At 72.5% G+C, this 23,142-nt stretch carries 25 protein-coding genes; 12 read left to right on the top strand and 13 right to left on the bottom strand.

What is annotated here, in order from left to right; all coding sequences use genetic code 11:
- Positions 1–42 precede the first annotated feature (42 nt).
- Both J1M46_RS10325 and J1M46_RS10320 read right to left on the bottom strand, forming a co-directional pair.
- Complete coding sequence (locus tag J1M46_RS10325) at positions 43–363, bottom strand: type II toxin-antitoxin system RelE/ParE family toxin (RefSeq protein ID WP_206447720.1); 321 nt, start codon at positions 361–363, stop codon at positions 43–45.
- Positions 360–611: an addiction module protein gene (locus tag J1M46_RS10320; RefSeq protein ID WP_206447719.1), complete on the bottom strand. Its 252-nt coding sequence runs from the start codon at positions 609–611 to the stop codon at positions 360–362. The genes J1M46_RS10325 and J1M46_RS10320 overlap by 4 nt, the downstream gene beginning before the upstream one ends.
- A gap of 133 nt (positions 612–744) precedes the next feature.
- Here J1M46_RS10320 and J1M46_RS10315 point away from each other — a divergent pair, with 133 nt between their 5' ends.
- The 3 genes from J1M46_RS10315 to map all read left to right on the top strand — a co-directional run bounded on the left by J1M46_RS10315 (position 745) and on the right by map (position 3,372).
- Entirely contained in the window at positions 745–1,068 is a 324-nt protein-coding gene (locus tag J1M46_RS10315) for a hypothetical protein (protein ID WP_206447718.1), read from the top strand.
- Between the two features lie 83 nt (positions 1,069–1,151).
- Positions 1,152–2,558, top strand: a complete 1,407-nt coding sequence (locus J1M46_RS10310) for a sugar porter family MFS transporter (protein ID WP_206447717.1) — start codon at positions 1,152–1,154, stop codon at positions 2,556–2,558.
- 31 nt (positions 2,559–2,589) lie between these two features.
- Entirely contained in the window at positions 2,590–3,372 is a 783-nt protein-coding gene (gene map / locus J1M46_RS10305; protein WP_206447716.1) for a type I methionyl aminopeptidase, read from the top strand.
- Here map and J1M46_RS10300 read toward each other — a convergent pair whose 3' ends face one another.
- Both J1M46_RS10300 and J1M46_RS10295 read right to left on the bottom strand, forming a co-directional pair.
- A complete protein-coding gene (locus tag J1M46_RS10300) occupies positions 3,373–3,840 on the bottom strand; it encodes a hypothetical protein (protein WP_206447715.1) in 468 nt (155 codons plus the stop codon). It abuts the gene before it with no gap.
- A gap of 73 nt (positions 3,841–3,913) precedes the next feature.
- Complete coding sequence (locus tag J1M46_RS10295) at positions 3,914–5,242, bottom strand: cytochrome P450 (protein ID WP_206447714.1); 1,329 nt, start codon at positions 5,240–5,242, stop codon at positions 3,914–3,916.
- A 437-nt stretch (positions 5,243–5,679) separates the two neighbouring features.
- Here J1M46_RS10295 and J1M46_RS10290 point away from each other — a divergent pair, with 437 nt between their 5' ends.
- Positions 5,680–7,371, top strand: a complete 1,692-nt coding sequence (locus tag J1M46_RS10290) for a DEAD/DEAH box helicase (RefSeq protein WP_241249087.1) — start codon at positions 5,680–5,682, stop codon at positions 7,369–7,371.
- A 157-nt stretch (positions 7,372–7,528) separates the two neighbouring features.
- Here the strand turns inward: J1M46_RS10290 and J1M46_RS10285 are convergent, their stop codons facing one another.
- Positions 7,529–8,608: an ROK family protein gene (locus tag J1M46_RS10285; protein WP_206447713.1), complete on the bottom strand. Its 1,080-nt coding sequence runs from the start codon at positions 8,606–8,608 to the stop codon at positions 7,529–7,531.
- An 80-nt stretch (positions 8,609–8,688) separates the two neighbouring features.
- Between J1M46_RS10285 and J1M46_RS10280 the strand changes: the two genes are divergently transcribed.
- Together J1M46_RS10280 and J1M46_RS15420 are read left to right on the top strand one after the other, a co-directional pair.
- Positions 8,689–9,453 carry an endonuclease/exonuclease/phosphatase family protein gene (locus J1M46_RS10280; protein ID WP_206447712.1) on the top strand — a complete coding sequence of 255 codons (765 nt, stop codon included), beginning with the start codon at positions 8,689–8,691 and terminating at the stop codon, positions 9,451–9,453.
- A 74-nt stretch (positions 9,454–9,527) separates the two neighbouring features.
- Positions 9,528–10,676: a pyroglutamyl-peptidase I family protein gene (locus J1M46_RS15420; RefSeq protein WP_241249086.1), complete on the top strand. Its 1,149-nt coding sequence runs from the start codon at positions 9,528–9,530 to the stop codon at positions 10,674–10,676.
- 1 nt (position 10,677) lies between these two features.
- On the opposite strand, the gene J1M46_RS10265 is transcribed toward J1M46_RS15420, so the two are convergent.
- Positions 10,678–11,361, bottom strand: a complete 684-nt coding sequence (locus J1M46_RS10265) for a YdeI/OmpD-associated family protein (RefSeq protein WP_206447711.1) — start codon at positions 11,359–11,361, stop codon at positions 10,678–10,680.
- Positions 11,362–11,568: 207 nt separating this feature from the next.
- Here J1M46_RS10265 and J1M46_RS10260 point away from each other — a divergent pair, with 207 nt between their 5' ends.
- The 3 genes from J1M46_RS10260 to J1M46_RS10250 all read left to right on the top strand — a co-directional run bounded on the left by J1M46_RS10260 (position 11,569) and on the right by J1M46_RS10250 (position 13,462).
- Positions 11,569–12,357: a hypothetical protein gene (locus J1M46_RS10260; RefSeq protein ID WP_206447710.1), complete on the top strand. Its 789-nt coding sequence runs from the start codon at positions 11,569–11,571 to the stop codon at positions 12,355–12,357.
- 140 nt (positions 12,358–12,497) lie between these two features.
- On the top strand, positions 12,498–12,860 hold the full coding sequence (locus tag J1M46_RS10255; RefSeq protein ID WP_342384414.1) for a phage holin family protein: 363 nt from the start codon (positions 12,498–12,500) through the stop codon (positions 12,858–12,860).
- Complete coding sequence (locus J1M46_RS10250; protein ID WP_206447709.1) at positions 12,857–13,462, top strand: DUF3618 domain-containing protein; 606 nt, start codon at positions 12,857–12,859, stop codon at positions 13,460–13,462. Before J1M46_RS10255 ends, J1M46_RS10250 begins: the two co-directional genes overlap by 4 nt.
- A gap of 56 nt (positions 13,463–13,518) precedes the next feature.
- Here J1M46_RS10250 and J1M46_RS10245 read toward each other — a convergent pair whose 3' ends face one another.
- A complete protein-coding gene (locus tag J1M46_RS10245; RefSeq protein ID WP_342384346.1) occupies positions 13,519–14,568 on the bottom strand; it encodes a threonine aldolase family protein in 1,050 nt (349 codons plus the stop codon).
- Between the two features lie 188 nt (positions 14,569–14,756).
- Here J1M46_RS10245 and J1M46_RS10240 point away from each other — a divergent pair, with 188 nt between their 5' ends.
- Positions 14,757–15,065, top strand: a complete 309-nt coding sequence (locus tag J1M46_RS10240; protein WP_206447707.1) for a hypothetical protein — start codon at positions 14,757–14,759, stop codon at positions 15,063–15,065.
- Between the two features lie 125 nt (positions 15,066–15,190).
- Positions 15,191–15,520: a hypothetical protein gene (locus J1M46_RS10235; RefSeq protein ID WP_206447706.1), complete on the top strand. Its 330-nt coding sequence runs from the start codon at positions 15,191–15,193 to the stop codon at positions 15,518–15,520.
- Positions 15,521–15,610: 90 nt separating this feature from the next.
- Here the strand turns inward: J1M46_RS10235 and J1M46_RS10230 are convergent, their stop codons facing one another.
- The 5 genes from J1M46_RS10230 to J1M46_RS10210 form a co-directional block, all read right to left on the bottom strand.
- A complete protein-coding gene (locus tag J1M46_RS10230) occupies positions 15,611–16,330 on the bottom strand; it encodes a hypothetical protein (protein ID WP_206447705.1) in 720 nt (239 codons plus the stop codon).
- Between the two features lie 11 nt (positions 16,331–16,341).
- Positions 16,342–17,259, bottom strand: a complete 918-nt coding sequence (locus J1M46_RS10225) for an ABC transporter ATP-binding protein (protein ID WP_206447704.1) — start codon at positions 17,257–17,259, stop codon at positions 16,342–16,344.
- Positions 17,256–17,615 carry a GntR family transcriptional regulator gene (locus tag J1M46_RS10220; protein ID WP_146797372.1) on the bottom strand — a complete coding sequence of 120 codons (360 nt, stop codon included), beginning with the start codon at positions 17,613–17,615 and terminating at the stop codon, positions 17,256–17,258. Before J1M46_RS10220 ends, J1M46_RS10225 begins: the two co-directional genes overlap by 4 nt.
- A gap of 440 nt (positions 17,616–18,055) precedes the next feature.
- Entirely contained in the window at positions 18,056–19,195 is a 1,140-nt protein-coding gene (locus J1M46_RS10215; RefSeq protein WP_206447703.1) for an ABC transporter permease, read from the bottom strand.
- The gene (locus tag J1M46_RS10210; protein WP_206447702.1) at positions 19,192–20,073 is read right to left on the bottom strand and encodes an ABC transporter ATP-binding protein; all 882 of its coding nucleotides are present in this window, start codon (positions 20,071–20,073) and stop codon (positions 19,192–19,194) included. The genes J1M46_RS10215 and J1M46_RS10210 overlap by 4 nt, the downstream gene beginning before the upstream one ends.
- Positions 20,074–20,266: 193 nt before the next feature.
- Here J1M46_RS10210 and J1M46_RS10205 point away from each other — a divergent pair, with 193 nt between their 5' ends.
- Positions 20,267–20,932: a hypothetical protein gene (locus J1M46_RS10205; RefSeq protein WP_206447701.1), complete on the top strand. Its 666-nt coding sequence runs from the start codon at positions 20,267–20,269 to the stop codon at positions 20,930–20,932.
- 272 nt (positions 20,933–21,204) lie between these two features.
- Here J1M46_RS10205 and J1M46_RS10200 read toward each other — a convergent pair whose 3' ends face one another.
- Positions 21,205–23,091 carry a hypothetical protein gene (locus J1M46_RS10200; RefSeq protein WP_206447700.1) on the bottom strand — a complete coding sequence of 629 codons (1,887 nt, stop codon included), beginning with the start codon at positions 23,089–23,091 and terminating at the stop codon, positions 21,205–21,207.
- Positions 23,092–23,142: the final 51 nt, after the last annotated feature.

Genomic DNA, 23,142 nt, shown 5'->3' with positions numbered 1-23,142 from the left:
GATGTCGGGCTTGACGGACATCTCGGAGATTGGGCCGGCACTTCAGTCTGTGATGCGTCGCATCCAGTACCCCGGACGCTGCCGGTCGTGCGGGTAGGCGAAGATCACGAGCTGACCGCCATCGACGAGATACACGATGCTGTACGGGAATCCCTTGATCCGTGTGGTTCGGATCGGAGTGACGCGGTCAGCGCCAATGCCGGAGATTCGGCCGAGATTCGGCCATGTGGCGACGCGTGCGATTGCGGCTTCGGTCGCGTCGAGGAAGGCAACGGCCACCGTCGAGCTCCGCTCTGCGTACCAGTCGAGCGCGGCGTCAAACTCATCGGCGGCCTGACTGTGCTCTCGCCGATGGAGCCTCATACGACGCGAGCGGCCAGCCTTGCCCTGCGCTGAGCGAAGCGCTCATCTGCGTCGACCAACTGCGCGTCGCCGTTCACATACTCGTCGACCCTGCGCTCGATCTCGATGCGCCAAGCCTCATCGATCTCGGCCTGCGGCACATCGTCGATGTCTTCGAGACTGAGTAGTCCGCGCTCGATGATGATGGCGCGATCAGCCGGAGCCAGAGACAGCAGGCCCCGCTCGATCTCCGCCTTGTCCAGTCCCATGCTCCGATGGTACGTCGAACCGCTGACACGGACCAGAGATCTTCTATCGACTGTGGAGAGGCGCACGCTGAACTGATGCCGGCGCTTCCAGGACCGCCTCGCCCAGCTCGCGAGGCTGGCCTACATTGGGCGCATGCGAGTGATCGAGACCGTCCACGCGGAGCCGCGCGACCAGATGGATGACCCCGGGTACCGGGTGAACTTCTGGCAGCCCACGCCGCAGGGCGCATGGGCGCTCGATGCATTCGCGCTGCTGGGCGCGGTCGATGTGCAGGAGGTGCTCGACTGGATCGAGGCGCACGCGTCCGGCCGTCGCTTCGAGCTGTTCGCCGAAGTGGACCGCGAAGCCGCGGGTGCCTTCCAGCAGCCGCGGAAGGCCGCACTCGTCCGCCTGCTCGGCACCAACCCGAACGAGGGCGTGAGCGTACCGATCGGTGGGTTCGTCAAGCAGGAGTGACCGCTCTCGTATCCTGAGGGGATGTTCGCGACCGCGGGCATCATCGACGATGTCGGGCCCGACGGGAACCGGGGGAGGCACGCATGACCTCCGCCCTGCCGCCGCTGACGCCCGGCCCGCACCGCGCCCGGCTCGGCGTCATCTCGCTCGTCGCGTGCTTCGGCGGGCTGCTGTTCGGCTACGACACCGGCGTCATCAACGGGGCGCTGCGGCCGCTGAGCGCCGAGCTCGGCCTCGAGGCCTTCACGCAGGGCATCGTCACCAGCTCGCTCGTGTTCGCCGCCGCCATCGGGGCGCTCGCGGGCGGCAGATTGTCGGATGCGTTCGGTCGCCGCACGATGCTCGTCGCCCTGGCCGTGCTGTTCTTCGTCGGCACGCTCGTGCTGGTGCTCGCGCCCGGCTTCGCGGTGCTCGTGGTCGGCCGCGTGCTGCTGGGCCTCGCCGTCGGCGGCGCCTCGACGGTGGTGCCGGTGTACCTGGCGGAGATGGCGCCCTACGAGATCCGCGGCTCGATCTCTGGTCGCAACGAGGTGGCCGTCGTCGGCGGGCAGCTGGCGGCGTTCATCGTCAACGCGATCCTCGGCATCACCCTCGGCCACCTCGACGGGGTGTGGCGCATCATGTTCGCCGTCTGCGCGCTGCCGGCGATCGCCCTGTTCGTCGGCATGCTGCGCATGCCCGAGTCGCCGCGCTGGCTCGCCAGGAAGGGGCGCCGCGAGGAGGCGCTCGCGGTGCTGCGCACCGTGCGCGCAGAGGATCGGGCGGTCGCCGAGCTCGCGCAGATCGAGCTGGTCGCCGACGATCACCACGCGCCGCTGGGGCTGGCGGCGGTGCTGCGCAGCCGCTGGCTGCGACGCATGCTGCTGGTGGGCATCGGCGTGGGCGTCGCGCAGCAGCTCACCGGCATCAACTCGATCATGTACTACGGGCAGAGCGTGCTGGTCGAGTCGGGCTTCGACGAGCAGGCGGCGCTGATCGCCAACGTGGCGCCGGGCGCGATCGCCGTCCTCGGCGGCTTCCTCGCGCTGTGGATGATGGACAGCGTCGACCGCCGCACGACCTTCCTGCTCGGCTTCGGGCTCACCACCGTGTGCCACGTGCTGATCGGGGTCGCGTCCATCGCGCTCGAGCCGGGCCACCCCATCCGCCCCTTCGTCATCCTGGCGCTCGTGGTCGCCTTCGTCGGCTCGATGCAGACGTTCCTGAACGTGGCGACCTGGGTGTACCTGTCGGAGATCTTCCCGCTGCGGATGCGCGGGCTCGGCATCGGCATCGCGGCGTTCGCGAACTGGGTGGCGAACGGCACGCTGGCGCTGTGGTTCCCGACGCTCGTCGAGGCGACCGGCATCACCGGCACCTTCTTCCTGTTCGCGGCGGTCGGCGCGCTCGCGGTCGTCTTTGTGGCGACCCAGCTGCCGGAGACGCGCGGCCGCACACTCGAGGGGCTCGAGGCCGGCCTGGCGAACGGCAGCGTCTTCGCCAGGCGGTGACGGGCACGGCGGCCTGCGACAGGATGGAGGCATGATCGAGATCCTGAGCCCCGCCGAGGTGCAGCGCGGGCGCGCGACGGGCGCGCTCGTCGGCGGCATCCTGCAGACCCTCAAGCAGCGCAGCGTCGCGGGCACGAACCTGCTCGAGATCGATCGCTGGACGCGGCAGCTCATCGCCGAGGCCGGCGCCACCTCCTGCTACCTCGACTACGCGCCCGCGTGGGCCGACGGCCCCTTCGGTCACGCCATCTGCACGGGCGTGAACGACGGGGTGCTGCACGGCAAGCCCTACGACTACCGCCTCGCCGACGGCGATCTGCTGAGCCTCGACCTCGCCGTGCTGCTCGACGGCATCGCAGCGGATGCCGCCATCAGCTTCGTCATCGGCGGCGAGCCGGACCCCGAGAGCAGCGCGCTCATCGACGCGACCGAGCGGGCGCTCGCGGCCGGCTTCGCTGCGGCGCGGCCCGGCGGTCGCACGGGCGACATCTCGCACGCGATTGGCACGGTGCTGCGCGAGGCCGGCTACGAGGTCAACACCGACTACGGCGGCCACGGCATCGGCACCGTGATGCACCAGGAGCCGCCCGTCCCCAACGACGGCCGGGCCTCGCGCGGCTACGAGCTGCGCACCGGCATGCTGCTGGCGATCGAGCCGTGGGTGATGGCCGACACGGCCGAGCTGGTCACCGGCGACGACGGCTGGACGCTGCGCAGCGCCACCGGCTGCCGCACCGCGCACACCGAGCACACGATCGCGATCACCGAGGACGGCGCCGAGATCCTCACGCTGCCGAGCGCGCCGGGCAGCTGATCAGCCCTGGCCGGCGCCGAGGTCGTTGTAGATCGCGGCCGGCGAGTTCGACTGGTGCATGCCCGCGAGGGATGGCCCGTCGTCGGTGACGCGGCGGTAGCCGAGCCAGCCGACCACGATCGCGACCGGCACGAGCACGATCAGCGCGATCACCAGCACGAGCTCCCCGACCGAGCCGGACGCGCCCATGAAGAAGTAGCTCGCCGCATCGCCGCCGCTCTCGCGCGCGGCCACGAACGCTGGGAACATGCGGGTGCCGAGCGCGATGAGCGCGCCGAGCGTCGCGATGATGCCGAACAGCAGCATGCCGATGCCGACGGCGGCGTTCCGCCTCGTGCCCCAGCCGGTCGCCCGCCCCGCCACCATGGGCGCCGCCTCGGGCGCGGTGCGGTGCATGATCGGCCCGCGCTCGCGAGCGCTGTGCTGGGTGTTGCTGCCCTGTGCATTGCTCTGGGAACTGCGCTGCATGGCGACCTCCTCGTCGTGCCCCCACGCTACCGCCGCTCGCTGGATGCGGGGCCGGAATCTTCGCCTCCGCGCCTCAGTGGAACGGGCAGCGGGCGGCGGACGAGGGGGCGGATGCGCTGCGCACGAGACCGCCGGACGCGGGCTTGGTGGGCAGGCGGCGCCGATTCACCTCGAGGCCCTCGCCGAGGATCGCCACTCGCGGGTCGCTCAGCGCCGCGACCGCCGCGGCCAGCCCGGCGATGGCGAGCTTCTCGCCCGGGCAGCGGTGACCCGTCGCCGGGTCGCCGCCGCCGTGCGGGATGAACGCGGCGATCGACTCCCAGTCGTCGCGGCCGACGAAGCGCTCCGGGTCGAACTCGTGCGCGCGCTCCCACGACTCGGCGTCGGTGTTCGTGCCGAGGATGTCGATCAGCACCCGGTCGCCGGCCTGCGCGCGCTCGCCGTCGAGCTCGACGTCGACGATCGCCTGCGCGGGCAGCATCGGCACGAACGGCGCGGTGCGGCGCAGCTCCTGCGCGAACGCGGTCGCCAGCGGCCCCTCGGTGAGCGCGCCCCGCTCGGCGGTCTCGGCGGCGATGCGCTCGCGCCACTCGGGCCGCTCGTGCAGCTGCTTCGCGGCGAAGGCGACGAAGCGGGCGACGGCGATCGTCGGCCGCAGCACGTTCTGCAGCTCGACGCCGGCGAGCTTCGCCTCGAGCAGCGCGCCCTCGGGGTCGCGGTGCCAGGCCCAGGCGTGCAGGGCGGTGCCCTCGGCCGCCTCGAGCGTGCCGGTGCGCACCGCCTCGATCAGCTCCTTCGCGTGCCGGTCGCACCACAGCCGGTTGAGGCCCGCGAGCAGGAACTCGGGCGAGTAGGGCACCCCGAAGCCGTCGACGATCTGCGCCTCTCGCGCGGCCCAGCGGGTCTTCGCCGCCGCGGTGCCGGGCAGCCCGGCCCAGCGCATGATCGCGCGGCCGAGCGCGCCGACCGCTGCGTCGTATGCTGAGCGCTCGCCGCCGGCGATCCAGGCGTCCAGCTCCGCCCGCCACTCGCGCTCCAGGTGCGGCAGCAGCCGCACCACCTGCTCGTCCTCGTAGGCGACCTCAAGGAAGGTCGCCTTGCGGTGGCGGTGCTCCGCCCCGTCGAGCGAGTGCACCGAGGCGTGCCCGAAGAGCGTCTCCTGGATGAACGCGGGCATCGCACCGTGCCGACGCATCCGCCCCTCGTCGTAGAAGAGGTCGACCCCCTCGGCGCCCCGCACCAGCAGCGAGTCGCCGCCCAGCAGCCGCAGCGGCACCGCGCGCGAGGTCGCGCTGCGGGCGCGGCGCCAGATGTGGCGGCCGAAGCCGTAGCCCTTGCTGATGAACGCGAGCGTGTCGTCGCGCAGGAGCGCCGTGCCGTCGGGAGTCGAAGCTGCAGCCATGGGGTGTCGCCTTTCCGTCGCCGCCGACGCTAACCCCTCCGCCTGAACGGCCGGCCCGGCCCGAGCGGTACCGAATTGCCACCTGCAGTGGCTCGAAGCGGCAATGTCGTACCGGTCCCGCAGCGCGACCCGGCGGCGGGCTCGCCCTGATCGCGCGCCGTGCGGGGAGCGACGCCGAGACCGATCGCTAGGCGATGTCAGACCCCTCCTGCTAGAGTGGGGGCACTGCGCGAGCTCGGCATCGAAGTCGTCTCGCCTGCGTCGTTGAACGCTCCTCTCTCCGTCCGGAATCTCCGGACGTCGATGAACCTTCCACGGCGAACGATCGCGGCCACCGCCGCGCTCGCCGAATTGCGTCGACGCACCCACCCAAGAAGAACGCCTGCACGAGTGTGCGGGCGGCAGGGTGCGCACGCACGCTCACAGAAAGAGCAACCTTGACTGACACCATCACCACCCCCGAGGTCACCACGACCTTCGCCGAGCTGGGCGTTCCCGCCAAGCTGGTCGCCGCACTGCGCGCCGCGAACCGTGAGACCCCGTTCCCGATCCAGGCCGACACCCTGCCTGACACGCTCGCAGGCCGCGATGTGCTCGGCCGCGGCAAGACCGGCTCGGGCAAGACCCTCGCCTTCTCCATCCCGCTGGTCGCCCGCCTCTCCGGCGAGCTCGCCGGCGGCGGCCGCCGCAAGGGCCTGCCGCTGGGTCTGGTGCTCGCACCGACCCGCGAGCTCGCCACCCAGATCGCGACCGAGATCGCGCCGCTGGCCAAGGCCGCCGGCCTGACGGTCACCACCATCTTCGGCGGCGTCTCGCAGCGCCCGCAGGAGACCGCGCTGCGGAACGGCGTCGACATCGTCGTCGCCTGCCCCGGCCGCCTCGAGGACCTCATGAAGCAGGGCATCGCCTCGCTGCAGGCGATCGAGATGACCGTCATCGACGAGGCCGACCACATGGCCGACCTCGGCTTCCTGCCGGTCGTCACGAAGATCCTCGACAAGACGCCCTCCTCGGGCCAGCGCCTGCTGTTCTCGGCCACGCTCGACAACGGCGTGGACAAGCTCGTCAAGCGCTTCCTCACCAACGAGGTCATGCACTCGGTCGACGAGGCGAACTCGCCCGTCACCGCGATGACGCACCACGTCTTCGAGGTCGCCCCCGACGACAAGAACCTGCTCGTGCGCCGCCTGGCCTCGGGCGAGGGACGCCGCATCCTCTTCACCCGCACCAAGCACCAGGCGAAGAAGCTCGCGAAGCACCTCACCGCATCCGGCATCCCGGCCGTCGACCTCCACGGCAATCTGTCGCAGAACGCGCGCGACCGCAATCTGGCGCAGTTCTCCGACGGCACCGTGCGCGTGCTGGTGGCGACGGATGTCGCTGCGCGCGGCGTGCACGTCGATGACGTCGCCCTCGTGGTGCACGTCGACCCGCCCATCGAGCACAAGTCCTACCTGCACCGCTCGGGCCGCACGGCTCGCGCCGGCTCGTCGGGCGACGTGGCCACGGTCATGCTGCCCGCGCAGCGCCGCGACACGATGACGCTGCTGCGCAAGGCCGACATCAAGGTGCAGCCGCAGATCGTGACCGCCTCGTCGGATGCGGTGGATGTGCTGGTCGGCCCGTACGCCCCGCACGTGGCGCCGGTTCCCGGTGGCCCCGGCTCGGGCAACGAGCTGCCGCAGTCGCAGGGCGGCGGCGGTCGCTCGCGCGGCGGCAGCGGTCGCGGTCGCGGCCCGGCGCGCGACGGTGTCGCAGGCTCTGGGGCTCACGGCGCTGGCAGCGGTGCTGCTCGCGGCGAGCGCCCGCGTCGCGACCGCTCGGGTCGCCCCGAGGCCGCCGGTGCGGCTGCAGGCCGTGGCGGTCAGGGTGCCGCTGGCGGCCGTGGCGGCCAGCCCGCCGAGGGTGGCCGCGGTGGTCGCGGCCAGGGCGGCGCGTCGCGCGGCCAGGGCGCCGGCCGTTCGGGTCAGCCCGCTCGCCAGGGCGGCCGCGGCGGCGCTCCGCGCGGCGGCTCGGCTGTCGCCTGGTCGTCGACCGGTGGCGGCTCGATGCAGGGCGGCGACGCCGGCGGCCGCTCGGGCGGTCGCTCGGGCGGCGAGCGCCGCGCACCCCGCCGCGCGCAGGGCTGATCTGCAGCACTGACGCCCCGCGCTGACCTCAGCGCCAGATATACAGCGATCGGCTCCTCGGACACGTTCCCAGGAGCCGATCGCTGTATATCTGCGGTGTGGCAGGTGCGGCCGGCGCGGGTCAGCGCGCGGCGAGCGCCGGCGCGGCCGGCGCGGGTCAGTGCGCGGCGAGCACCGCCGCGCCGATCGCGGCCGCATGGCCGCCGAGCTGCGCCAGCACCAGCCGCCGTGGCTGCGGCACGCCCTGCAGCGGCGCGTGCGCGGCGAGCTCGCGCTCGATCACGGGCAGCAGCAGGTCGGCGCACGTGAGCATCACGGTGCCACCCAGCACCACCACCTCGGGGTCGAATGCCGGCAGCAGGCGCCGCAGCCCGGCGGCGACCGCCCGTGCGGCGCCGTCCATCACGGCGATCGCCTCCGAGTCGCCGGCGCGCGCCGCAGCCGCGAGGTGCACGGCGGTCGGCGCGACGGCGGCTGGCTGCGCGCCGACGGCACCTGGCTGCGCGCCGACGGCGCCCGGCTGCGCGCCGACCGCGGCGGGCTGCGCGCCGACGGCGCCCGGCTGCGCGCCGACCGCGGCTTCGGCTGCCTCCGCCGCGGCCAGCGCCACCGCGGCCGGCACCCCGGCGGCCTCGCGCGCGAGCGCGTTGCCGCCCGCGAAGGCCTCGAGGCAGCCGTAGGCGTCGCACGAGCAGCGCGGTCCCGCCTCGTCGATCGTGACGTGGCCGAGCTCGGCGCCCAGGCCGTTGGCGCCGATGAGCGGCCGCCCGTCGGCGACGTACGCGCCCCCGACCCCGGTGCCGAGCGCGATCAGGATCGATGTGGACGCATCCGCCGCCGCACCCATGGCGTCCTCGCCGAGCAGGTAGCCGTCGGCGTCGTTGTCGAGCACGATCGGCAGCCCGAGGCGCCGCTCGAGCATGGCCTTCACAGGGGCGTTCCGCACGCCCAGGTGCGCCGCCCAGATGACCGTCTCGCGGTCGCGCGTCATCCACGCGGCGAGCGCGAGCCCGACGGCGGTGATCGGCGGGTGGCCGCCGGCGGCGAGCTGCTCGCCGAGCTCGCGCACGTTCGCCTCGACGGCGTCGACGAGCGATTCGGGCCCGTGGATGCGGTGCGGCCGGTGGGTGCGCACGAGCACGTCGTCGAGAGTGTGGCGGTCGGCGCCGCCAGCGGGCGCGGCGAGTGCCACGCCGGCGATCTTGGTGCCACCGATGTCGAAGCCTGCGACTGTCACGCGACCATCTTGCCGCGCCGCGGCGGCGTCGAGCGCCAGCGGGCGTCCGACGCCGCCTCGCGGGAGGGCAGGATGGGGGCATGCGGCTCGCCACCTGGAACGTGCTCCACGGCAGGAGCCTCACCAGCCCCGCCGTCGACGGCGAGCGGCTGGCGCGCGCGGTGGCGGCGCTCGACGCCGATGTGCTCGCCCTGCAGGAGGTCGACAGCGGCCAGCCACGCTCGGGCGGGCTCGACCTGACGGCGATCGCCGCCGAGGCCATGGGCGGGGCGGCCTCGCTGTTCGTCCCCACCCTCATCGGCGACCCGGCGCGCGCGTGGCGGGCCGCCGACGACGCCGATCTCAACACCGCGGTCGACGGGTACGGCATCGCGCTGCTCTCTCGCTACCCGGTGCTGCGCTGGCACGTGCTGCGACTGCCGCCGTCGGCGCGCTTCGGGGCGCCGCCCGGCGATCGCCTGCAGCGCGGCGTGCCGCTGGCGCGCGAAGAGCCGCGCGCGGTGGTCGCGGCGACGATCCGCACACCGCTGGGGGTGTGGACGGTGGCCTGCGCGCACCTCTCGTTCGTGCCGGGCATCACCGTGCGGCAGCTGCGCCGAACTATGCGCTGGCTGGGGCGCCTGCCCGGCCCGCGCCTGCTGATGGGCGACCTGAACATGCCGCCGGCGCTGGCGCGGCGCGTGACCGGGGCCCGTTCGCTCGCGCGCGGCGCCACCTTCCCGTCGCACCGGCCGCTCGTGCAGCTCGACCACGTGCTCAGCGCCGACCCGCTGCCGCCAGCGCGCCAGATCCGGCTGCCGCGACCCGCGCTCTCCGACCACCTCCCGGTCGCCCTCGAGCTGTAGTGCTCGATGCCCGGCGACGGCGCTGGCCGAACGGTCGGTGCGACCTGGCGGTCGTGGCGCGACAGGATGGTGCCATGAGGATCCTCGTGACTGCTTTCGAGCCCTTCGGCGGAGACGCCGAGAACGCGAGTGCCGAGGCGGTGCGCAGGCTGTCGGATGCGTGGGCGGCCGACCCGCAGGCGGGCGTCGAGCTGGTCGCGGGCACGCTCCCGGTCGCGTTCGCCGCTGCCGGGCCGGCGCTCGCTGCGCTCGTCGAGCAGCACGCTCCGGATGCGGTACTGGCGGTCGGCGAGGCCGGTGGCCGCTCGGCGATCACGCCGGAGCGCTGGGGCGTGAACGAGGATGACGCGCGCATCCCCGACAATGCCGGCGATCAGCCGCGCGCCGTCGTGATCGATCCGGCCGGCCCCGCGCGCCGCGAGTCGGCGTTCGACGCCGATGCGCTCGCGAGCGCGGTGCTCGCCGTCGGCCTGCCCGCCGATGCCAGCGACGACGCCGGCCGTTTCCTCTGCAACCACGTCGCCTACCTGGTCGCGGGGCTGCGCCGCGACGGCACCGCGATCCCCGGCGGCTTCGTGCACGTGCCCGCGGTGCGCTCGCACGGCAGCGCCACCGTCGGGGCCGAGACCGACGCGGATGCGTCACCGGACGCATCCGTCGTCACGCACGACGGCGAGGCGCTCACCTTCGACGACCTCGCCCTGGGGCTGGCCGCGATGGTGCGCGCGATCGCGAGCGGCGAGGCGCATCGCGCATCCACGCGCGAGGCGGGCCGCGTCGACCGGGCGTCGACGGTGATCGACGCGGCGCCCGAGGTCGTCTACCAGGCGCTGCTCGACCCGGTCGCGCTCGCGGCATGGCTGCCGCCGGAGGGCGCGACCGGAACGATCGAGCAGATGGATGCGCGCGAGGGCGGCGGGTTCCGCGTCGTGCTGCGCTTCGACGATCCGGCAGACACGAAGACGGATGCCACCACCGACGTCTCGCACGTGCGGTTCGTCGAGCTCGTGCAAGGCTCGCGCGTCGAGCAGGCGGTGACCTTCGAGTCGGGCGAGAAGCGCTTCAGGGGCGAGATGCGCATGAGCTGGCGGCTGGAGCCGGTGGAGGCGGGCACCCGCGTGACCGTGGCGGCGACGGATGTGCCGGCCGGCATCGCGCAGTCGGATCACGAGCTCGGGCTCGGATCGTCGCTGGCGAACCTGGCTCGCCACCTGACGCGGTAGCTCAGCGAGCGCGTGCAGCGGCAGCCGCGGCGCGCTCGACCCACTTCGGCGTCTCGCCGTAGCGCTGCGGCGGGATGAGGCGGCCGGCGGCGGAGTCGTGGGCGAGCTGCTTCGCGCGCTGCTCGCGAGTGGCCTCGCGCTTGGCGCCGAGCACCCAGCCGATGGCCGTCCTGCGGTAGCTCGGGGTGGCCTCGGCGAGGAACGCCTGCGCCGCCGGTGACGCGTCGACGTGCCGCTGCAGCTCGGGCGGCAGCGCCTTCGGCGCGCTCTCATAGGAGTAGCCGGCGCCGGTGTCCGCGGGCCGCGCCTCGTACGCAGCCAGGCCGGCCGGCCGCATCCGTCCCTCCTCGGTCAGCCGCTTGACGTGGGCGATGTTCACGGCCGACCAGACCGAGGTGCGCTTGCGGGGCGTCCAGCGCTGGCGGCGGCGGTCGTCGTCGATCTTCTGCGAGAGCGAGTCGATCCAGCCGAAGCAGAGCGCCTCCGGCACCGCGTCGGCCCAGGTGAGGCCGCGCGGGGCGACGTGCTTCGCGTTGAAGCCCATCCAGAGCTCGGTCGCGCTCTCGTGATTGGCTTCCAGCCACGCCCGGAACTCGTCGGCATCGCGGAAGAACACCGCGTGGCGCTCGGCGCTGCCGCCGGGCGCGCCCGGTTGCGACTGGGCATCCGCGCGATCCGTGGCCATGCAGACAGCGTGCCACGGGCCGCTGACGCGGCCGGGCTGCGCTCGGCGCTGCTCGAGGAATCCTCCGGCGAGGAAGGAGCGCGAAACCTGGGAGTCCGCCCGTTGACACCGGATCATGGGGGACAAGGATGGGGGACACGCAAACCCGCACCCGGTGGCACTCGCCGCCGGGATCGGGCCGGCAGTTCACAGAGAGGTGGATGAACCATGACCGACAGCAGTCAGCCCGTCACTGGCCGCGAAGCGTATCTGGGAGGAGCCGCGCCAGACAGCGGCGGCGCTCCGCTCGGCGATGCCTACGGCACCGATCCGGCGATGCCCGGCTCGGCGATGCCCGGCTCAGCGATGGCCGAGACCGACATGCCGAGGACGGTCCCTGGCTCGTCGTGGCCCGAGGCCGATCCGTCGAGGCAGGGCACGGCCGAGACGGTGAAGGACGAGGCGCAGCACGTGGGCGAGAGCGCGAAGGATGCCGGCAAGCACATCGCCGACACCGCCAAGGACGAGGCGCGACAGGTGGCGGGCGAGGCGAAGCAGCAGGCCCGCCAGCTGCTCGACCAGACGATGCACGAGGCGCGCGAGCAGGCGCGATCGCAGCAGCACCGTGCCGCCGACGGCATGCACACGTTCGGCGACGACCTGCGCGGCATGGCCGACGGTGCGCAGAGCGGCCTGGCCGCGCAGCTCGTGAGCGAGGTGGGCGAGCGCGCGAGCGCGGCCGCCCGCTGGCTCGAGGAGCGCGAGCCGGCCGACGTGCTCGATGAGGTGAAGGCGTTCGCGCGCCGGCGCCCCGGGACGTTCATCGCCATCGCCGGGGTCGCGGGCCTGCTGGTCGGCCGGCTCGCGCGCAGCATCATGAGCGAGGCGAACGACGAGCGCGAGCAGCGCGACCGCAGCGCGAGCGGCCCCGCCGTCGACGCGGATGTGCCGGCGCAGACCGGGCACTCGCCGAGCGGCACGGGCATGCCGAGCGGCCGGAGGGAGGCGGGGCTGTGAGCGGCCTCCCCGTGCCGGGGCGCGACCCGGCGACCGGCGGTGCGCACAGCGCGCGGGCGGAAGGCGCCCACCCCGATGCCGCAGCCGCCGCGGCCGACACCGAGGCCGAGCACCGCGCTGCCACCCAGTCGCTCGGCGACATCGTGGGCGAGCTCACCTCCGACCTCTCGACCCTCATGCGGCAGGAGCTCACGCTCGCCAAGGCTGAGGCCAAGCAGCAGGCCACGCGAGCCGGCAAGGGCGCGGGCATGCTCGGCGGCGCCGGCTACGCAGCGGGCCTCGTGCTGCTGTTCCTGTCGTTCGCGCTCATGTGGGCGCTGGGCGACCTGTTCGGCCACATCGGCTGGGGCGCGCTGGTCGTCGCTCTCCTGTGGGCGATCATCGCGGCGGTGCTGTACTTCGCCGGCCGCAGGGCGCTCGCAACGGTCGAGCCCATGCCCGAGACGGTCGACTCCGTCAAGCACATCCCAGACGCACTGCACACCAAGGAGGAGCTCCGATGAGCGAGACACCCGAAGAGATCCGCGCCCGCATCGAGCGCACCCGCGCCGAGGTCAGCGGCGACGTCGACGCACTGGCCGAGAAGGTCTCGCCCAGCAGCGCCGTCGGCCGGCAGACCGAGCGCGTGAAGTCGGCGATCGGCGATGCGAAGGACCGCATCTTCGGCGTCGACGACCGCGACCCGGGCGTGGTCGGCCACGCCGGCGACGAGCTGCGGCACGGCGCCGAGCACCTGGGCGAGGAGGTGCGGCACACCACCGAGCGCGCCGTGCACAAGGCGAAGGGCAACCCGCTGGCGGTGGGCCTGATCGCCTTCGGCGTCGGAGCGCTGGTCGCCTCCCTCATCCCCGCGAGCGACAAGGAGAAGGAAGTCGCCGGCAAGGTGAAGGAGAGCGCCGAGCCGCTCGTCGACGAGGCGAAGGGCATCGCCAAGGAGGCCGGCGAGCACCTCAAGGAACCGGCGAAGCAGGCCGCGGAGACGGTGCGGGAGTCGGCGATGGACGCCGGCGAGCACGTCAAGCAGGAGGCGCAGGGCGCTGCCGACGACGTCCGTGCCGACACGGAGCACGCGCGCGACCGCGTGCAGGATCAGCGGCAGTCCTGACCTGCGATCACGGGGCCCCGGCGGAGTACCGCCGGGGCCCCGTTTCGCGGCCTTGGCTACCCGCCGACGGCCTCCCGCACGGCTGCCGCGAACGCATCCACGTCGGCCTCCGTGGTGTCCCAGGTGCACATCCATCGCACCTCACGGGCGGATGCGTCCCAGTCGTAGAAGAAGAAGGCGTCGCGCACGCGATCGGCCACCCCCTCAGGCAGCCGGGCGAAGACGCCGTTCGACTGCGTCGGGTAGGCGAAGCCGACGCCCTCGAGGGGCTCGACCGCGGCGCGCAGCCGTGCAGCCATCGCATTGGCGTGGCTGGCGTTCTGGTGCCACAGCTCGCCCTCGAACAGCGCGATCAGCTGCGCCGAGATGAAGCGCATCTTCGACGCCAGCTGCATGTTCAGTTTGCGCAGGTAGACGAGGCCCTCGCCGGCACCCTCCGACAGGACGACGACGGCCTCGGCGCCCATCGCCCCGTTCTTCGTGCCGCCGAGCGAGAGGATGTCGACGCCCGCATCCGTCGTGAACGCCCGGAACGGCTGGCCGAGCGCGACCGCCGCGTTCGAGAGCCGGGCGCCGTCGACGTGCAGCAGCATGCCCTTGGTGTGCGCGTGGTCGGCGATCGCGCGGATCTCGGCCGCCGTGTAGAGCGTGCCGAGCTCGGTCGACTGCGTGATGGAGACCGCCAGCGGCTGCGCGCGGTGCTCGTCGCCGTAGCCCCAGGCCTCCTGGTCGATCAGCTCGGGGGTGAGCTTGCCGTCGGGGGTGGGCACCGTGAGCAGCTTCATGCCGCCGACCCGCTCGGGCGCGCCGCCCTCGTCGACGTTGATGTGGGCGCTCTTCGCCGCGACCACCGCGCCCCAGCGGGGCAGCAGCGACTGCAGCGCCACCACGTTCGCGCCGGTGCCGTTGAAGACCGGGAAGGCCTCGGCCTGCTCGCCGAAGTGCCGGCGAATCACCTGCTGCAGGTGAGCGGTGTAGTCGTCGGCGCCATAGGCGGTCTGGTGCCCGTCGTTGGCCGCGGCGATCGCCGCGAGCACCTCGGGGTGCACGCCGGAGTAGTTGTCGGAGGCGAAGCCGCGGATGGCCGGGTCGTGGAGCGTCTGCACCCGACGATCCTCGCAGACGAGCGCGGCCGCCGACGATGCGCGTCGCACACGATCGCGATGGCGGAGGATGGGCCTCGCAGAAGTGTGGGGTACAGCTGGACGGCGAGGCGCGCCACAATGCGAGTGGGGAGACCCCGCGGAGCCAGCGGCGCCCACCGGTGCCGACCGCGAGACGATCGGAGGAGCAGATGACCGACACATCGCAGCCCGACTTCGAGGAGGCCGCCGTGCCCGAGCACGCGCGGCCCGTGCATCCCGACGGCGAGGTGGACGACCCGGTCGACGCCGAGGTCGATGCCGCCGAGGGCGACCCGCAGTACGGCGGCACCACCGGCGCCGAGCACGACGGCGGCGCCGAGCAGATCGCCGCCGAGGCGCAGGACGCCACCGATTCGCTCGACGGCCGCTCACCGCAGGGTGCCTCGGAGCCGGTGCACGGCGGCGCGGGCGATCCGGTCGCCGGCACCGGCTCGCCGGTCGAGGGCGCGGGCTCCTGACCGGAGGCGGCGGGCACGGCTCGCGGATTCCCAGCGGATGCAGGGTGGAGGAACCGGCGCGGCCGGGGCAGGATGACAGCACAGGTACAACGGCGTGTGCGCATCGCGCAGGAGCGGAGGACGAGATGAACCACCACACATCAGAGCCAGGAGAGCACGAGCACGAGGTGCCCGAGAGCGCTCGGCCGGTGCACCCCGACGGCGAGGTGGATGAGCCGCAGGCGCAGGAGCACATCCGCTCGTCGCCCACCGACGGCCTCGGCCCCGGCTCGACCGTGCACGAGGCCGACTCGCCCGTCGATGGCCTGGGCTCGTCGGCAGCCGGCGGCTCGCCCGTGCGCGAGGCCGAATCGCCCCGCGAGGGTCTGGGCGGAACGCCCGACTCGGCACCTCGCCCCTCGGAGTCGCCCGACCACGGCACCGGCGCCTCGGGGCAGGGCGACCAGCGCTACTGAGGCGCTGACCACAGCACGGCAGCGGCGGCCGCCCGGAAGGGGCGGCCGCCGCTGGTCGTGGTAGCGGATGCGGCGGGTGCCGCAGGTGGGCTACCGGGCCTGGGCGCGGCGCACGAGTGCGAGCCAGGTGCCGCCGCCCACCACGGCGAAGCCCAGGATGACGCCCATCCACGGCACCCACCCCATGCCGCCGACCTGGCCGGCGAAGGCGCGGAAGTCCTCCGAGATCAGGAAGCCGGCCACCACCGGCAGGATCAGCACCGCCAGCGCGATCCAGAAGATCCACAGGAACGACTGCCCCCAGCGGTGGAACGCGGTGGTGATCGCGGCGCCCACGAGCATCACCGTGAAGATCAGCAGGAAGGTCTGGATGAGCGTCTGCCACCACTCGCCGAGGCCCGTGTAGACGACGTCGAAGAAGCGCACGCTCAGGCCGAAGCCGCCGGTGGCGACTTCGATCACCTTGCCGATCGTGACGATCACTGCGTAGAACAGCGCGTTGCCGAGGAAGACCAGCAGCGTGCCGGTCGCGAACTCGCGGCGGGTGAGGCCGAAGCCCAGCGCGAGCGGGAAGTACTGCCCCATCGCCGTGAAGCCGAAGCCGATCAGCGGCCCCAGCAGCGCGAAGATCGCGCCGCTGTACTGCATGCCCTCGTTCATGCCCTCGCGAGCCTCGGCGCCGCCGACGTTCACGATGAGCGCGCCGATGACCAGCACGAGGGTGAGCGACAGGCTCATGATGATGAGCGGCCAGCCGAAGGCCTGCAGCTTGTTGACGGTGTGGAGCTGGACGACGTTGCGGATGCGCATGACGACTCCTCTCAGACGATCGCGCGGTCGGATGCGCGGTGGGTGTCGGTCGCGGCAGCGGCCGAGGCCGTGTTGGCGGTGGTCAGGTGCACGAAGAGCGCCTGCAGGGAGACCGGGGTGAGATCCAGGCCTGCCTCGCGGGCGGCGAGCTCGTCGCCGTCGCGGGGCGTGAAGGTGGCGGTGGCCAGCGTGCCCAGCGTCTTGCGCTCGAGCACTTCGCGGCCGGCCAGGAACGCATCCACTGCCGTCGCCTTGCCGGACACGGTGATCGCCGCGTCGTGCAGCTCGTCGGTGTCGGCCTCGAGCAGCACCTTGCCCTGATCGAGGATGACCACGTGCTCGAGCAGGTTCGCGACCTCGTCGATGTGGTGGGTCGAGAGCACGATGGTGCGCGGGTGCGCGGTGTAGTCGGCGAGCAGGTCGTCGAAGAACATCTGCCTGGCGACCGCGTCGAGGCCCAGGTAGGGCTCGTCGAAGAAGGTCAGCGGCGCCCGCGAGGCGAGCCCGATGACGATGCCGACGGCCGAGAGCTGGCCGCGCGAGAGCTTCTTGATGAGGCGCTTGGCGGGCAGCCGGTACTGCTCGACGAGCCGGTCGGCGTAGCCCTGATCCCAGTTGGGGTAGGCGCCGGCCGCGATGCGCAGCACGTCGACGGCGCGGAAGGTGTCGGGGTACTTCTGGCTCTCCTGGATGAAGACGGTCTGCGAGAGCACCTCGACGTTCTCGACCGGGCTGCCGCCCAGCACCTGCATCGAGCCCGCGGTCGCGAAGACCTGGCCGGTGAGCAGCTGCATGAGGGTGGTCTTGCCGGCGCCGTTGCGGCCCAGCAGGCCGTGGATGCGGTTCTCCTCGAGCGCCACGCTGACGCCGTCGAGGGCGGCGACCTCCGGGTAGCGCTTGGTGAGGCCGGTGGTGCTGATGGCGGTCATCGTGCGACTTCCTTCGTGATCATGCCCGCGAGCTCCTCCGGCGTGATGCCGAGCTGGGCTGCTTCGCGGAGCAGGGGTGCGATGTACTGGTCTTGGAACGCGAACTTGCGGCGCTGACGGAGCGCCTCGCGGGCGCCGGGGGCGACGAACATGCCGATCCCTCTCCTCTTGATGAGCACCTCCGCGTCGACGAGGAGCCCGAGGCCCTTGCCGGCGGTGGCGGGGTTGATGCGGAGGAACGCAGCCAGCTGGTTGGTCGAGGGCACCGGATCGTCTTCGGCGTAGGTGCCGTCGAGGATGCCGTCCTCGATCTGCTCAGCGACTGCTTGGAACAGCGGCTTGCTCTCATCGAGCATCACTGCCTCCTTGGGGTCTGGGACGAGCTGCGCATCTCGCTCCGTTGGTTCATTACTCGACTAATGAACCACGCAACCCACCAACCTGTCAAGCGCGTGTCGCGCATCCGCACCGGATCGACTCGGGTCGGAGGGGATCGCGCTGCGTTGCCGTGCGCGCAGAACGCCGATCGGGCCGGGCACTCACGAAAGATTCAGGCGAGCCTGCTTGTGTGCACCCAGGTCGATCGCCGACCAGCGTGGCGCTCCTGCCGCGTTCTGGTGGCGATGACTACGAACCATAGGAGGAGTCACCATGCGTGGAAGCGGCCTGATCTGGACCATCGTTGGCGTGCTGGCGGCCATCGCCCTGATCATCTGGATCGTCTCGGCGATCTAGCACCGACTCGAAGCATGCTGGCCCCTCGTCCGGAGGCGGACGCAGGGGCCAGCGTGCGCTGTCAGCCCTTCAGCGCGTCCTTCCACTTCACCATCGAGCCGGTCTTCAGCAGCGAGCGCTCGTAGACCTTCGCGGCGAAGGCGATCACCAGCACCGTGAACGCGGCCAGGATCGCCAGCGACAGGAACGGCTCCCACCACGCCTGCGACTGCAGGTACACCCGCATCGGCACCGCGACCGGCGCCGAGAACGGCACGTACGACATGATCTGCAGCGCCAGCGGGTTGTTGTTGAAGATGATCACCGCGAAGTACGGGATCATGATCAGCATCATCAGCGGGCTCGTGGCCGTGCCGAGATCCTCGGATCGGGAGACGAGCGCCGCAGCCGCCGCGTAGAGCGCCGCGAGCATGACGAAGCCCACGGTGAACAGCACGACGAACCACACGATCGGCATGCCCAGCCCGTCGAGCACGAGCTGCGAGCCGGTGATGGCGCCGCCGACGAGCACGGCCGCCGCGATCAGCACGATCTGCCCGAAGGCGAGCACCGAGTTGCCGAGCACCTTGCCGGCCAGGATGGCCCGCGCCGGCACGGCGGCGAGCATGATCTCGACGATGCGCGACTGCTTCTCCTCCACCACCGACTGCGCGATCGTCTGCCCGAACGTGATCGCCGACATGAAGAAGACGATGCCGAAGCCGATGCCGATGTAGTAGGTGAGCATCGGGTCGGGCGCGTTCGGGTCGAGCAGTTCGAGCTCGGGCGCGACGCTGAGCATCTGGATGAGGCTCGAGGGCGCCTCGCGGTCGGCCAGCACCAGCAGGCCGCTGGGCCCGCTGCCCGGCACGACCCCGGCGTCGGCCGCGCCCGACTGCACGGCCTGCCGCACCGCATCCGCAGTGCTGAGCATGTCGATGTCGAGGCCGTCGAGCCCCTGCAGGGCGGGTGCGATGGCGGCGACCGTCGCGACCGTGGTGTCCTCGTCGAACAGCGCGGGGCCGATCGCCGAGAAGATGATGCCGCCGACGATGAGCACGAGCATGATCGCGGTCGAGATGATGAACGACTTCGAGCGCAGACGGGTCATGATCTCGCGCTGCGCGACGATGCCGGTCGCGGCCCAGAAGCCCGTGCGACCCCGGTGGTTGGGGGCGGATGGGTTGAGGCCGGCTGCGCGGCCGGGTGCGGTGGCGCTCATCGCACGACCTCCTGGAAGATCTCGTTCAGCGGGCGGATGGAGGGGGCGAAGCTGCGCACCGAGCCGCGCTCGATCGCCTCGCGGAGGACGCGGTCGGCCGCGTCGTCGCTCGCGGCGGTGAAGCGCACGTGGCCGCCGTCGAACTCGATGACCTCGACGCCGCCGATGCCGCGCACGAAGCCCGCGTCGTCGGTCTCGAGCACCCACTCGGGGCGCGTGTGGGCTGCGCGGATCTGCTCGCGAGTGCCGGCCGCTCGCACCTCGCCGTGGGCGAGGATGATGAGCGAGTCGCAGAGGCGCTCGACGACGTCGAGCTGGTGGCTCGAGAAGAGCACCGGGGCGCCGGAGCGGGCGACGTCGCGCAGCACCTCGAGGGTGGTCTCGACTGCCATCGGGTCGAGGCCCGAGAAGGGCTCGTCGAGCACCAGCGCGGTGGGCTCGTGCACGAGGGCGGCGGCGATCTGCGCGCGCTGCTGGTTGCCGAGGCTGAGCGACTCGAGGGTGTCGTGCCGCCGCTCGCCGAGGCCGAGCTGCTCGAGCAGCGCGTCGGCGCGCCTGCCGGCGGCAGCGGCGGTCATGCCGTGCAGCCGGGCGAGGTAGACGAGCTGCTCGTGCACCTTCATCTTCGGGTAGAGGCCGCGCTCCTCGGGCATGTAGCCGAACTGGGCGCGGTTGTCGGCGGTGATGGGACGGCCGTCGACGTGCACCTCGCCGCTGTCGGCGGCGAGCACGCCCAGGATGATGCGCATGGCGGTGGTCTTGCCGGCGCCGTTGGCGCCGACGAAGCCGGTCATCAGGCCGTCGTGCACCTCGAAGGAGACGTCGTGCAGCGCCCGCTGCCCGTTGAACGAGCGGGAGATCGCGTGGATGGAGAGCATGCCTCGACGCTACGGCCGCACGGGCGGGGCATGCCTCCGCCGCACGGTTGGACTTCCGGCTCCCCCGAGCGGGGGAGCGGCGGCCCCGCCGCGCCCGCAGACCGGTACCGGTTGGTCGTTCAGACCGAACGTTCGCGACCAATCAGTACCGGTCGGCCTCGCCGCGGTCGCAGATGCGTGCCAGGCTCGCCGCATGGAGTCCGCCGAGCACGACGGTCCGCTGCCGGAGCCGCCGACGCTCGACGGCGTCTCGGCGGCGTTCCCCGTGCGGCTCGCGACGCTGGTGCCGCAGCCGGCGCTGCGCGAGATCGGCGTCAACACGATCGCGTCGGGCGGCGACGGCAGCTGGGCCTACGAGGCCGCGGCGATCACCTACGCGGTCTTCTGGAACCCCGACGACCTCGACGACCCGGTCAACCACGTGGCGCTCACGCCCGAGCTCGAGGATGCGCTCAAGCACCCCTCGCCGCGGCTCTCGGCCGCTTCGGTCGAGTGGATGCAGTGGATGCGCTTCCCCTCGCTGTACGAGGCGGTGCAGACGCATGTGCAGGGCTCCGCGAGCCTGACGGTCGCCGACCGGCTCGCGATGCACATGTGGAACGTGATCGCGAACACCTTCCGGGAGCAGCGGCATCCGCGGCCGATGGAGCGCGGCACCTTCGTCGACGAGCCGGACGCGCACGACGGGGTCGACGCATCCGTCATCGTCGACGGCGTCGAGCTGCCCGGGGTGACGATCGACGACGAGCACGTGCTGGGCATCGGGGTCGAGCTCGAGGACGCGGTGGCGACGGTCGTGCTGGCGAAGCACCTGCTGCCGCTGGTGCGGCTCGAGCTGACGCGGCGACCGCGACCGTAGCGGCGCATCTGGCCACTGGCGGCTGGCCGTGCGCGGGTGGAGGATGAGTCATGGCCGAGGATACGGCCGATGCCGTGCTGCCGCGCGGCACCGATAGTGCTGATGATCCGCTCCCGCGAGGCGGAGCAGAGTCGGACGCCGTGCTCGGCCGCCGGGCGCAGCTCGATGGCGCTCATCCTGGTGGTCAACGGATGCGTCGACGGGCTGCTCGCGCGGCGCGAGGCCGACCCCGTCGAGCGCGACGCCGTGGTGGCGACCGTGGCTCGTGCCGCCTACTCGAGCTGCTCGTCTGCCACGGCGAGCGCCATGGTGAGCAGGATGCCGCGCGCCACCGTGCCGCGCAGCTCGACCGGGACGACCGCCGCGTGGTCGCCGTCGAGCTCGAGGAGGCCGACCGACTGCAGCAGGTGCAGCGTGCGCTGCGCGTGCTCCCCCGCGAACTTCTCCCACCACATCCCGAGTTCGTCTGCCTCGTCGAGCACCTCGAGCCCGGCGGCCTCGACACGGTCGGGCGCGATCGCCCGCAGCAGCCGGTGAACCGTGACCGACACGAGGGACTCGGCCGAAATCGGAAGCCAGTCGCTCTCGCTGAGCACACGCGCCACGAACATGCCGACGACCATCTCGGCCACGTCGAGCGGCGGTTGCGCGGCCGACCAAGTCGCCGACGCGGGGCCGGGGCGCACCCGAGTCGAGGTCGTCTCGATGATGCCGGCGATGGACAGCGCCTCCCACCAGGCGGCCAGCAGCGGCACGTCCCACATCGAGTGCGCGTGGATCGTCGCGGATTCCGAGGTGTCGAGCATCTCCTCCGTGGGGTGTGGGCGCTTGCTGACCCCGATCGCCGAGATGCCGAGCAGCCCGGCGACATGCTGGATGTCGGTGCGGCGGAGGCCGCCCGTCGATGTCGCAGGCCGCCCCTTGCCGAGCCAGTCCAGCAGCTCGCCGACGGCCGCGACGACGCGGGTCTGCGCGAGCGCTGCCCCCACCTGCTCAGGCGCGAACTGCCGCGAGCCGGCGATCGCGCTGTCGATGGCCTCGCGGAAGTCGTCGTCGATGTCGGCGAAGGCCTCCTCCGCACCCTCGTGCACCTCCAGCCAGTCGGAGGGGTCGTCGGCGGTCTCGATGTTGAAGTGCAGGTAGTCGTCGAGGGTGTCCAGTGCCGGCGCGAGCGGCTGCTCCTCCGGTGCGTCGTCATCCTCGTAGAGCGCGTCGACGAGATCCGCGAGATCCTCGGGCTCACGGAGGTCGAGCCCCATGTCGCGCGCGACCCCGAGCAGCGCCTCGAACACGCGCACCTCGGCTCGCACGGCATCCGCAGCCATGCCGGGCTGCTGCCGCAGCCAGGCGCCGAACTCGCGCGCGATGGCGGCATCCGTTCGATCCGGCGCCGCTTCCGCGGCGGCGGCCCTCGGCTTCCGGAACGCGGAGCCCGGCTGGCTCGCGCCGGCGGGCTGCCCGGTGACGGCAGGAAGCGGGGACCAGGCGGATGCGTCCGCGTCATCGGTCAGGATGCGTCGCGCGACCGCGTCCACCGTGACGCCCTCGCGCGCGGCACGCGCGATGACCGACGCGGCGACCGCAAGGCATCCGCCCTCGTAGACCGCGAGCCCGTGGTGCCGCATGATCAGGCTCCCCTGCGAGTCGAACGCACGCCCCTTGCGCGCGAGCGACAGGACGTCGGTGGCCGCCGCGCGAGCCGGCCGGCCCTGCCAGCGAGGCGGGCGCGCGGAGTCGAGGGCGGGGCCCGTCGACGGGTCGGTGGACCAGGTGTCGAGCAGGCCGAGGCTCACGCCGATCACGTGCGAGATCGCCGGCGCGTCGCCGTCGGGCTCGGGGCCGATGCTGCTCAGCAGGCCGCGCGCGAGCGAGTCGTCGCCGTCGGCGATCGCGCTCGTGAACAGCCGCAGCATCGTGAGCACTCCCGCCCGCTGGGCGCCGATCGGGGTGGCCAGCAGCAGGTTGTGCTGCTCCGTGGCGCGCGCCAGGGCGGTGTCGAAGGTGCCGGCATCGAAGTCGGGGTCGTCGAGGTCGACGCCCTCGGCGGCCAGCAGCGGCGCGAGCTGCTGCATCAGCTCGTTCGCCATGCCGGGCTTGTGGACGATGCCCAGGCGGGCCATCTGAGCGCGGATCTCGGGGTCGTCGAACGGCTCGTTCATGCGCACCAGAGTAATCACTGACGAGAGCGGCCGCGGCCGGTGATGCCCTCC

Origin of the sequence: Agrococcus sp. KRD186 (genome assembly GCF_017168255.1) — a bacterium.
GTDB lineage: Bacteria > Actinomycetota > Actinomycetes > Actinomycetales > Microbacteriaceae > Agrococcus.
Note: the sequence above shows the minus strand (reverse complement) of the source record. Positions and strands in the feature narration are given on the sequence as shown.

Excerpts from the sequence above, each read along its gene's own strand:
- J1M46_RS10200 (WP_206447700.1), bottom strand. The coding sequence starts at position 23,091 with ATGAACGAGCCGTTCGACGACCCCGAGATCCGCGCTCAGATGGCCCGC.
- J1M46_RS10280 (WP_206447712.1), top strand. The coding sequence starts at position 8,689 with ATGCGGCTCGCCACCTGGAACGTGCTCCACGGCAGGAGCCTCACCAGC.
- J1M46_RS10230 (WP_206447705.1), bottom strand. The coding sequence starts at position 16,330 with ATGCGCATCCGCAACGTCGTCCAGCTCCACACCGTCAACAAGCTGCAG.
- J1M46_RS10260 (WP_206447710.1), top strand. The coding sequence starts at position 11,569 with ATGACCGACAGCAGTCAGCCCGTCACTGGCCGCGAAGCGTATCTGGGA.
- J1M46_RS10250 (WP_206447709.1), top strand. The coding sequence starts at position 12,857 with ATGAGCGAGACACCCGAAGAGATCCGCGCCCGCATCGAGCGCACCCGC.
- J1M46_RS10325 (WP_206447720.1), bottom strand. The coding sequence starts at position 363 with ATGAGGCTCCATCGGCGAGAGCACAGTCAGGCCGCCGATGAGTTTGAC.
- map (WP_206447716.1), top strand. The coding sequence starts at position 2,590 with ATGATCGAGATCCTGAGCCCCGCCGAGGTGCAGCGCGGGCGCGCGACG.
- J1M46_RS10320 (WP_206447719.1), bottom strand. The coding sequence starts at position 611 with ATGGGACTGGACAAGGCGGAGATCGAGCGGGGCCTGCTGTCTCTGGCT.
- J1M46_RS10210 (WP_206447702.1), bottom strand. The coding sequence starts at position 20,073 with ATGCTCTCCATCCACGCGATCTCCCGCTCGTTCAACGGGCAGCGGGCG.
- J1M46_RS10205 (WP_206447701.1), top strand. The coding sequence starts at position 20,267 with ATGGAGTCCGCCGAGCACGACGGTCCGCTGCCGGAGCCGCCGACGCTC.
- J1M46_RS10240 (WP_206447707.1), top strand. The coding sequence starts at position 14,757 with ATGACCGACACATCGCAGCCCGACTTCGAGGAGGCCGCCGTGCCCGAG.
- J1M46_RS10225 (WP_206447704.1), bottom strand. The coding sequence starts at position 17,259 with ATGACCGCCATCAGCACCACCGGCCTCACCAAGCGCTACCCGGAGGTC.
- J1M46_RS10315 (WP_206447718.1), top strand. The coding sequence starts at position 745 with ATGCGAGTGATCGAGACCGTCCACGCGGAGCCGCGCGACCAGATGGAT.
- J1M46_RS10300 (WP_206447715.1), bottom strand. The coding sequence starts at position 3,840 with ATGCAGCGCAGTTCCCAGAGCAATGCACAGGGCAGCAACACCCAGCAC.
- J1M46_RS10310 (WP_206447717.1), top strand. The coding sequence starts at position 1,152 with ATGACCTCCGCCCTGCCGCCGCTGACGCCCGGCCCGCACCGCGCCCGG.
- J1M46_RS10215 (WP_206447703.1), bottom strand. The coding sequence starts at position 19,195 with ATGAGCGCCACCGCACCCGGCCGCGCAGCCGGCCTCAACCCATCCGCC.
- J1M46_RS15420 (WP_241249086.1), top strand. The coding sequence starts at position 9,528 with ATGAGGATCCTCGTGACTGCTTTCGAGCCCTTCGGCGGAGACGCCGAG.
- J1M46_RS10295 (WP_206447714.1), bottom strand. The coding sequence starts at position 5,242 with ATGGCTGCAGCTTCGACTCCCGACGGCACGGCGCTCCTGCGCGACGAC.
- J1M46_RS10220 (WP_146797372.1), bottom strand. The coding sequence starts at position 17,615 with ATGCTCGATGAGAGCAAGCCGCTGTTCCAAGCAGTCGCTGAGCAGATC.
- J1M46_RS10265 (WP_206447711.1), bottom strand. The coding sequence starts at position 11,361 with ATGGCCACGGATCGCGCGGATGCCCAGTCGCAACCGGGCGCGCCCGGC.
- J1M46_RS10235 (WP_206447706.1), top strand. The coding sequence starts at position 15,191 with ATGAACCACCACACATCAGAGCCAGGAGAGCACGAGCACGAGGTGCCC.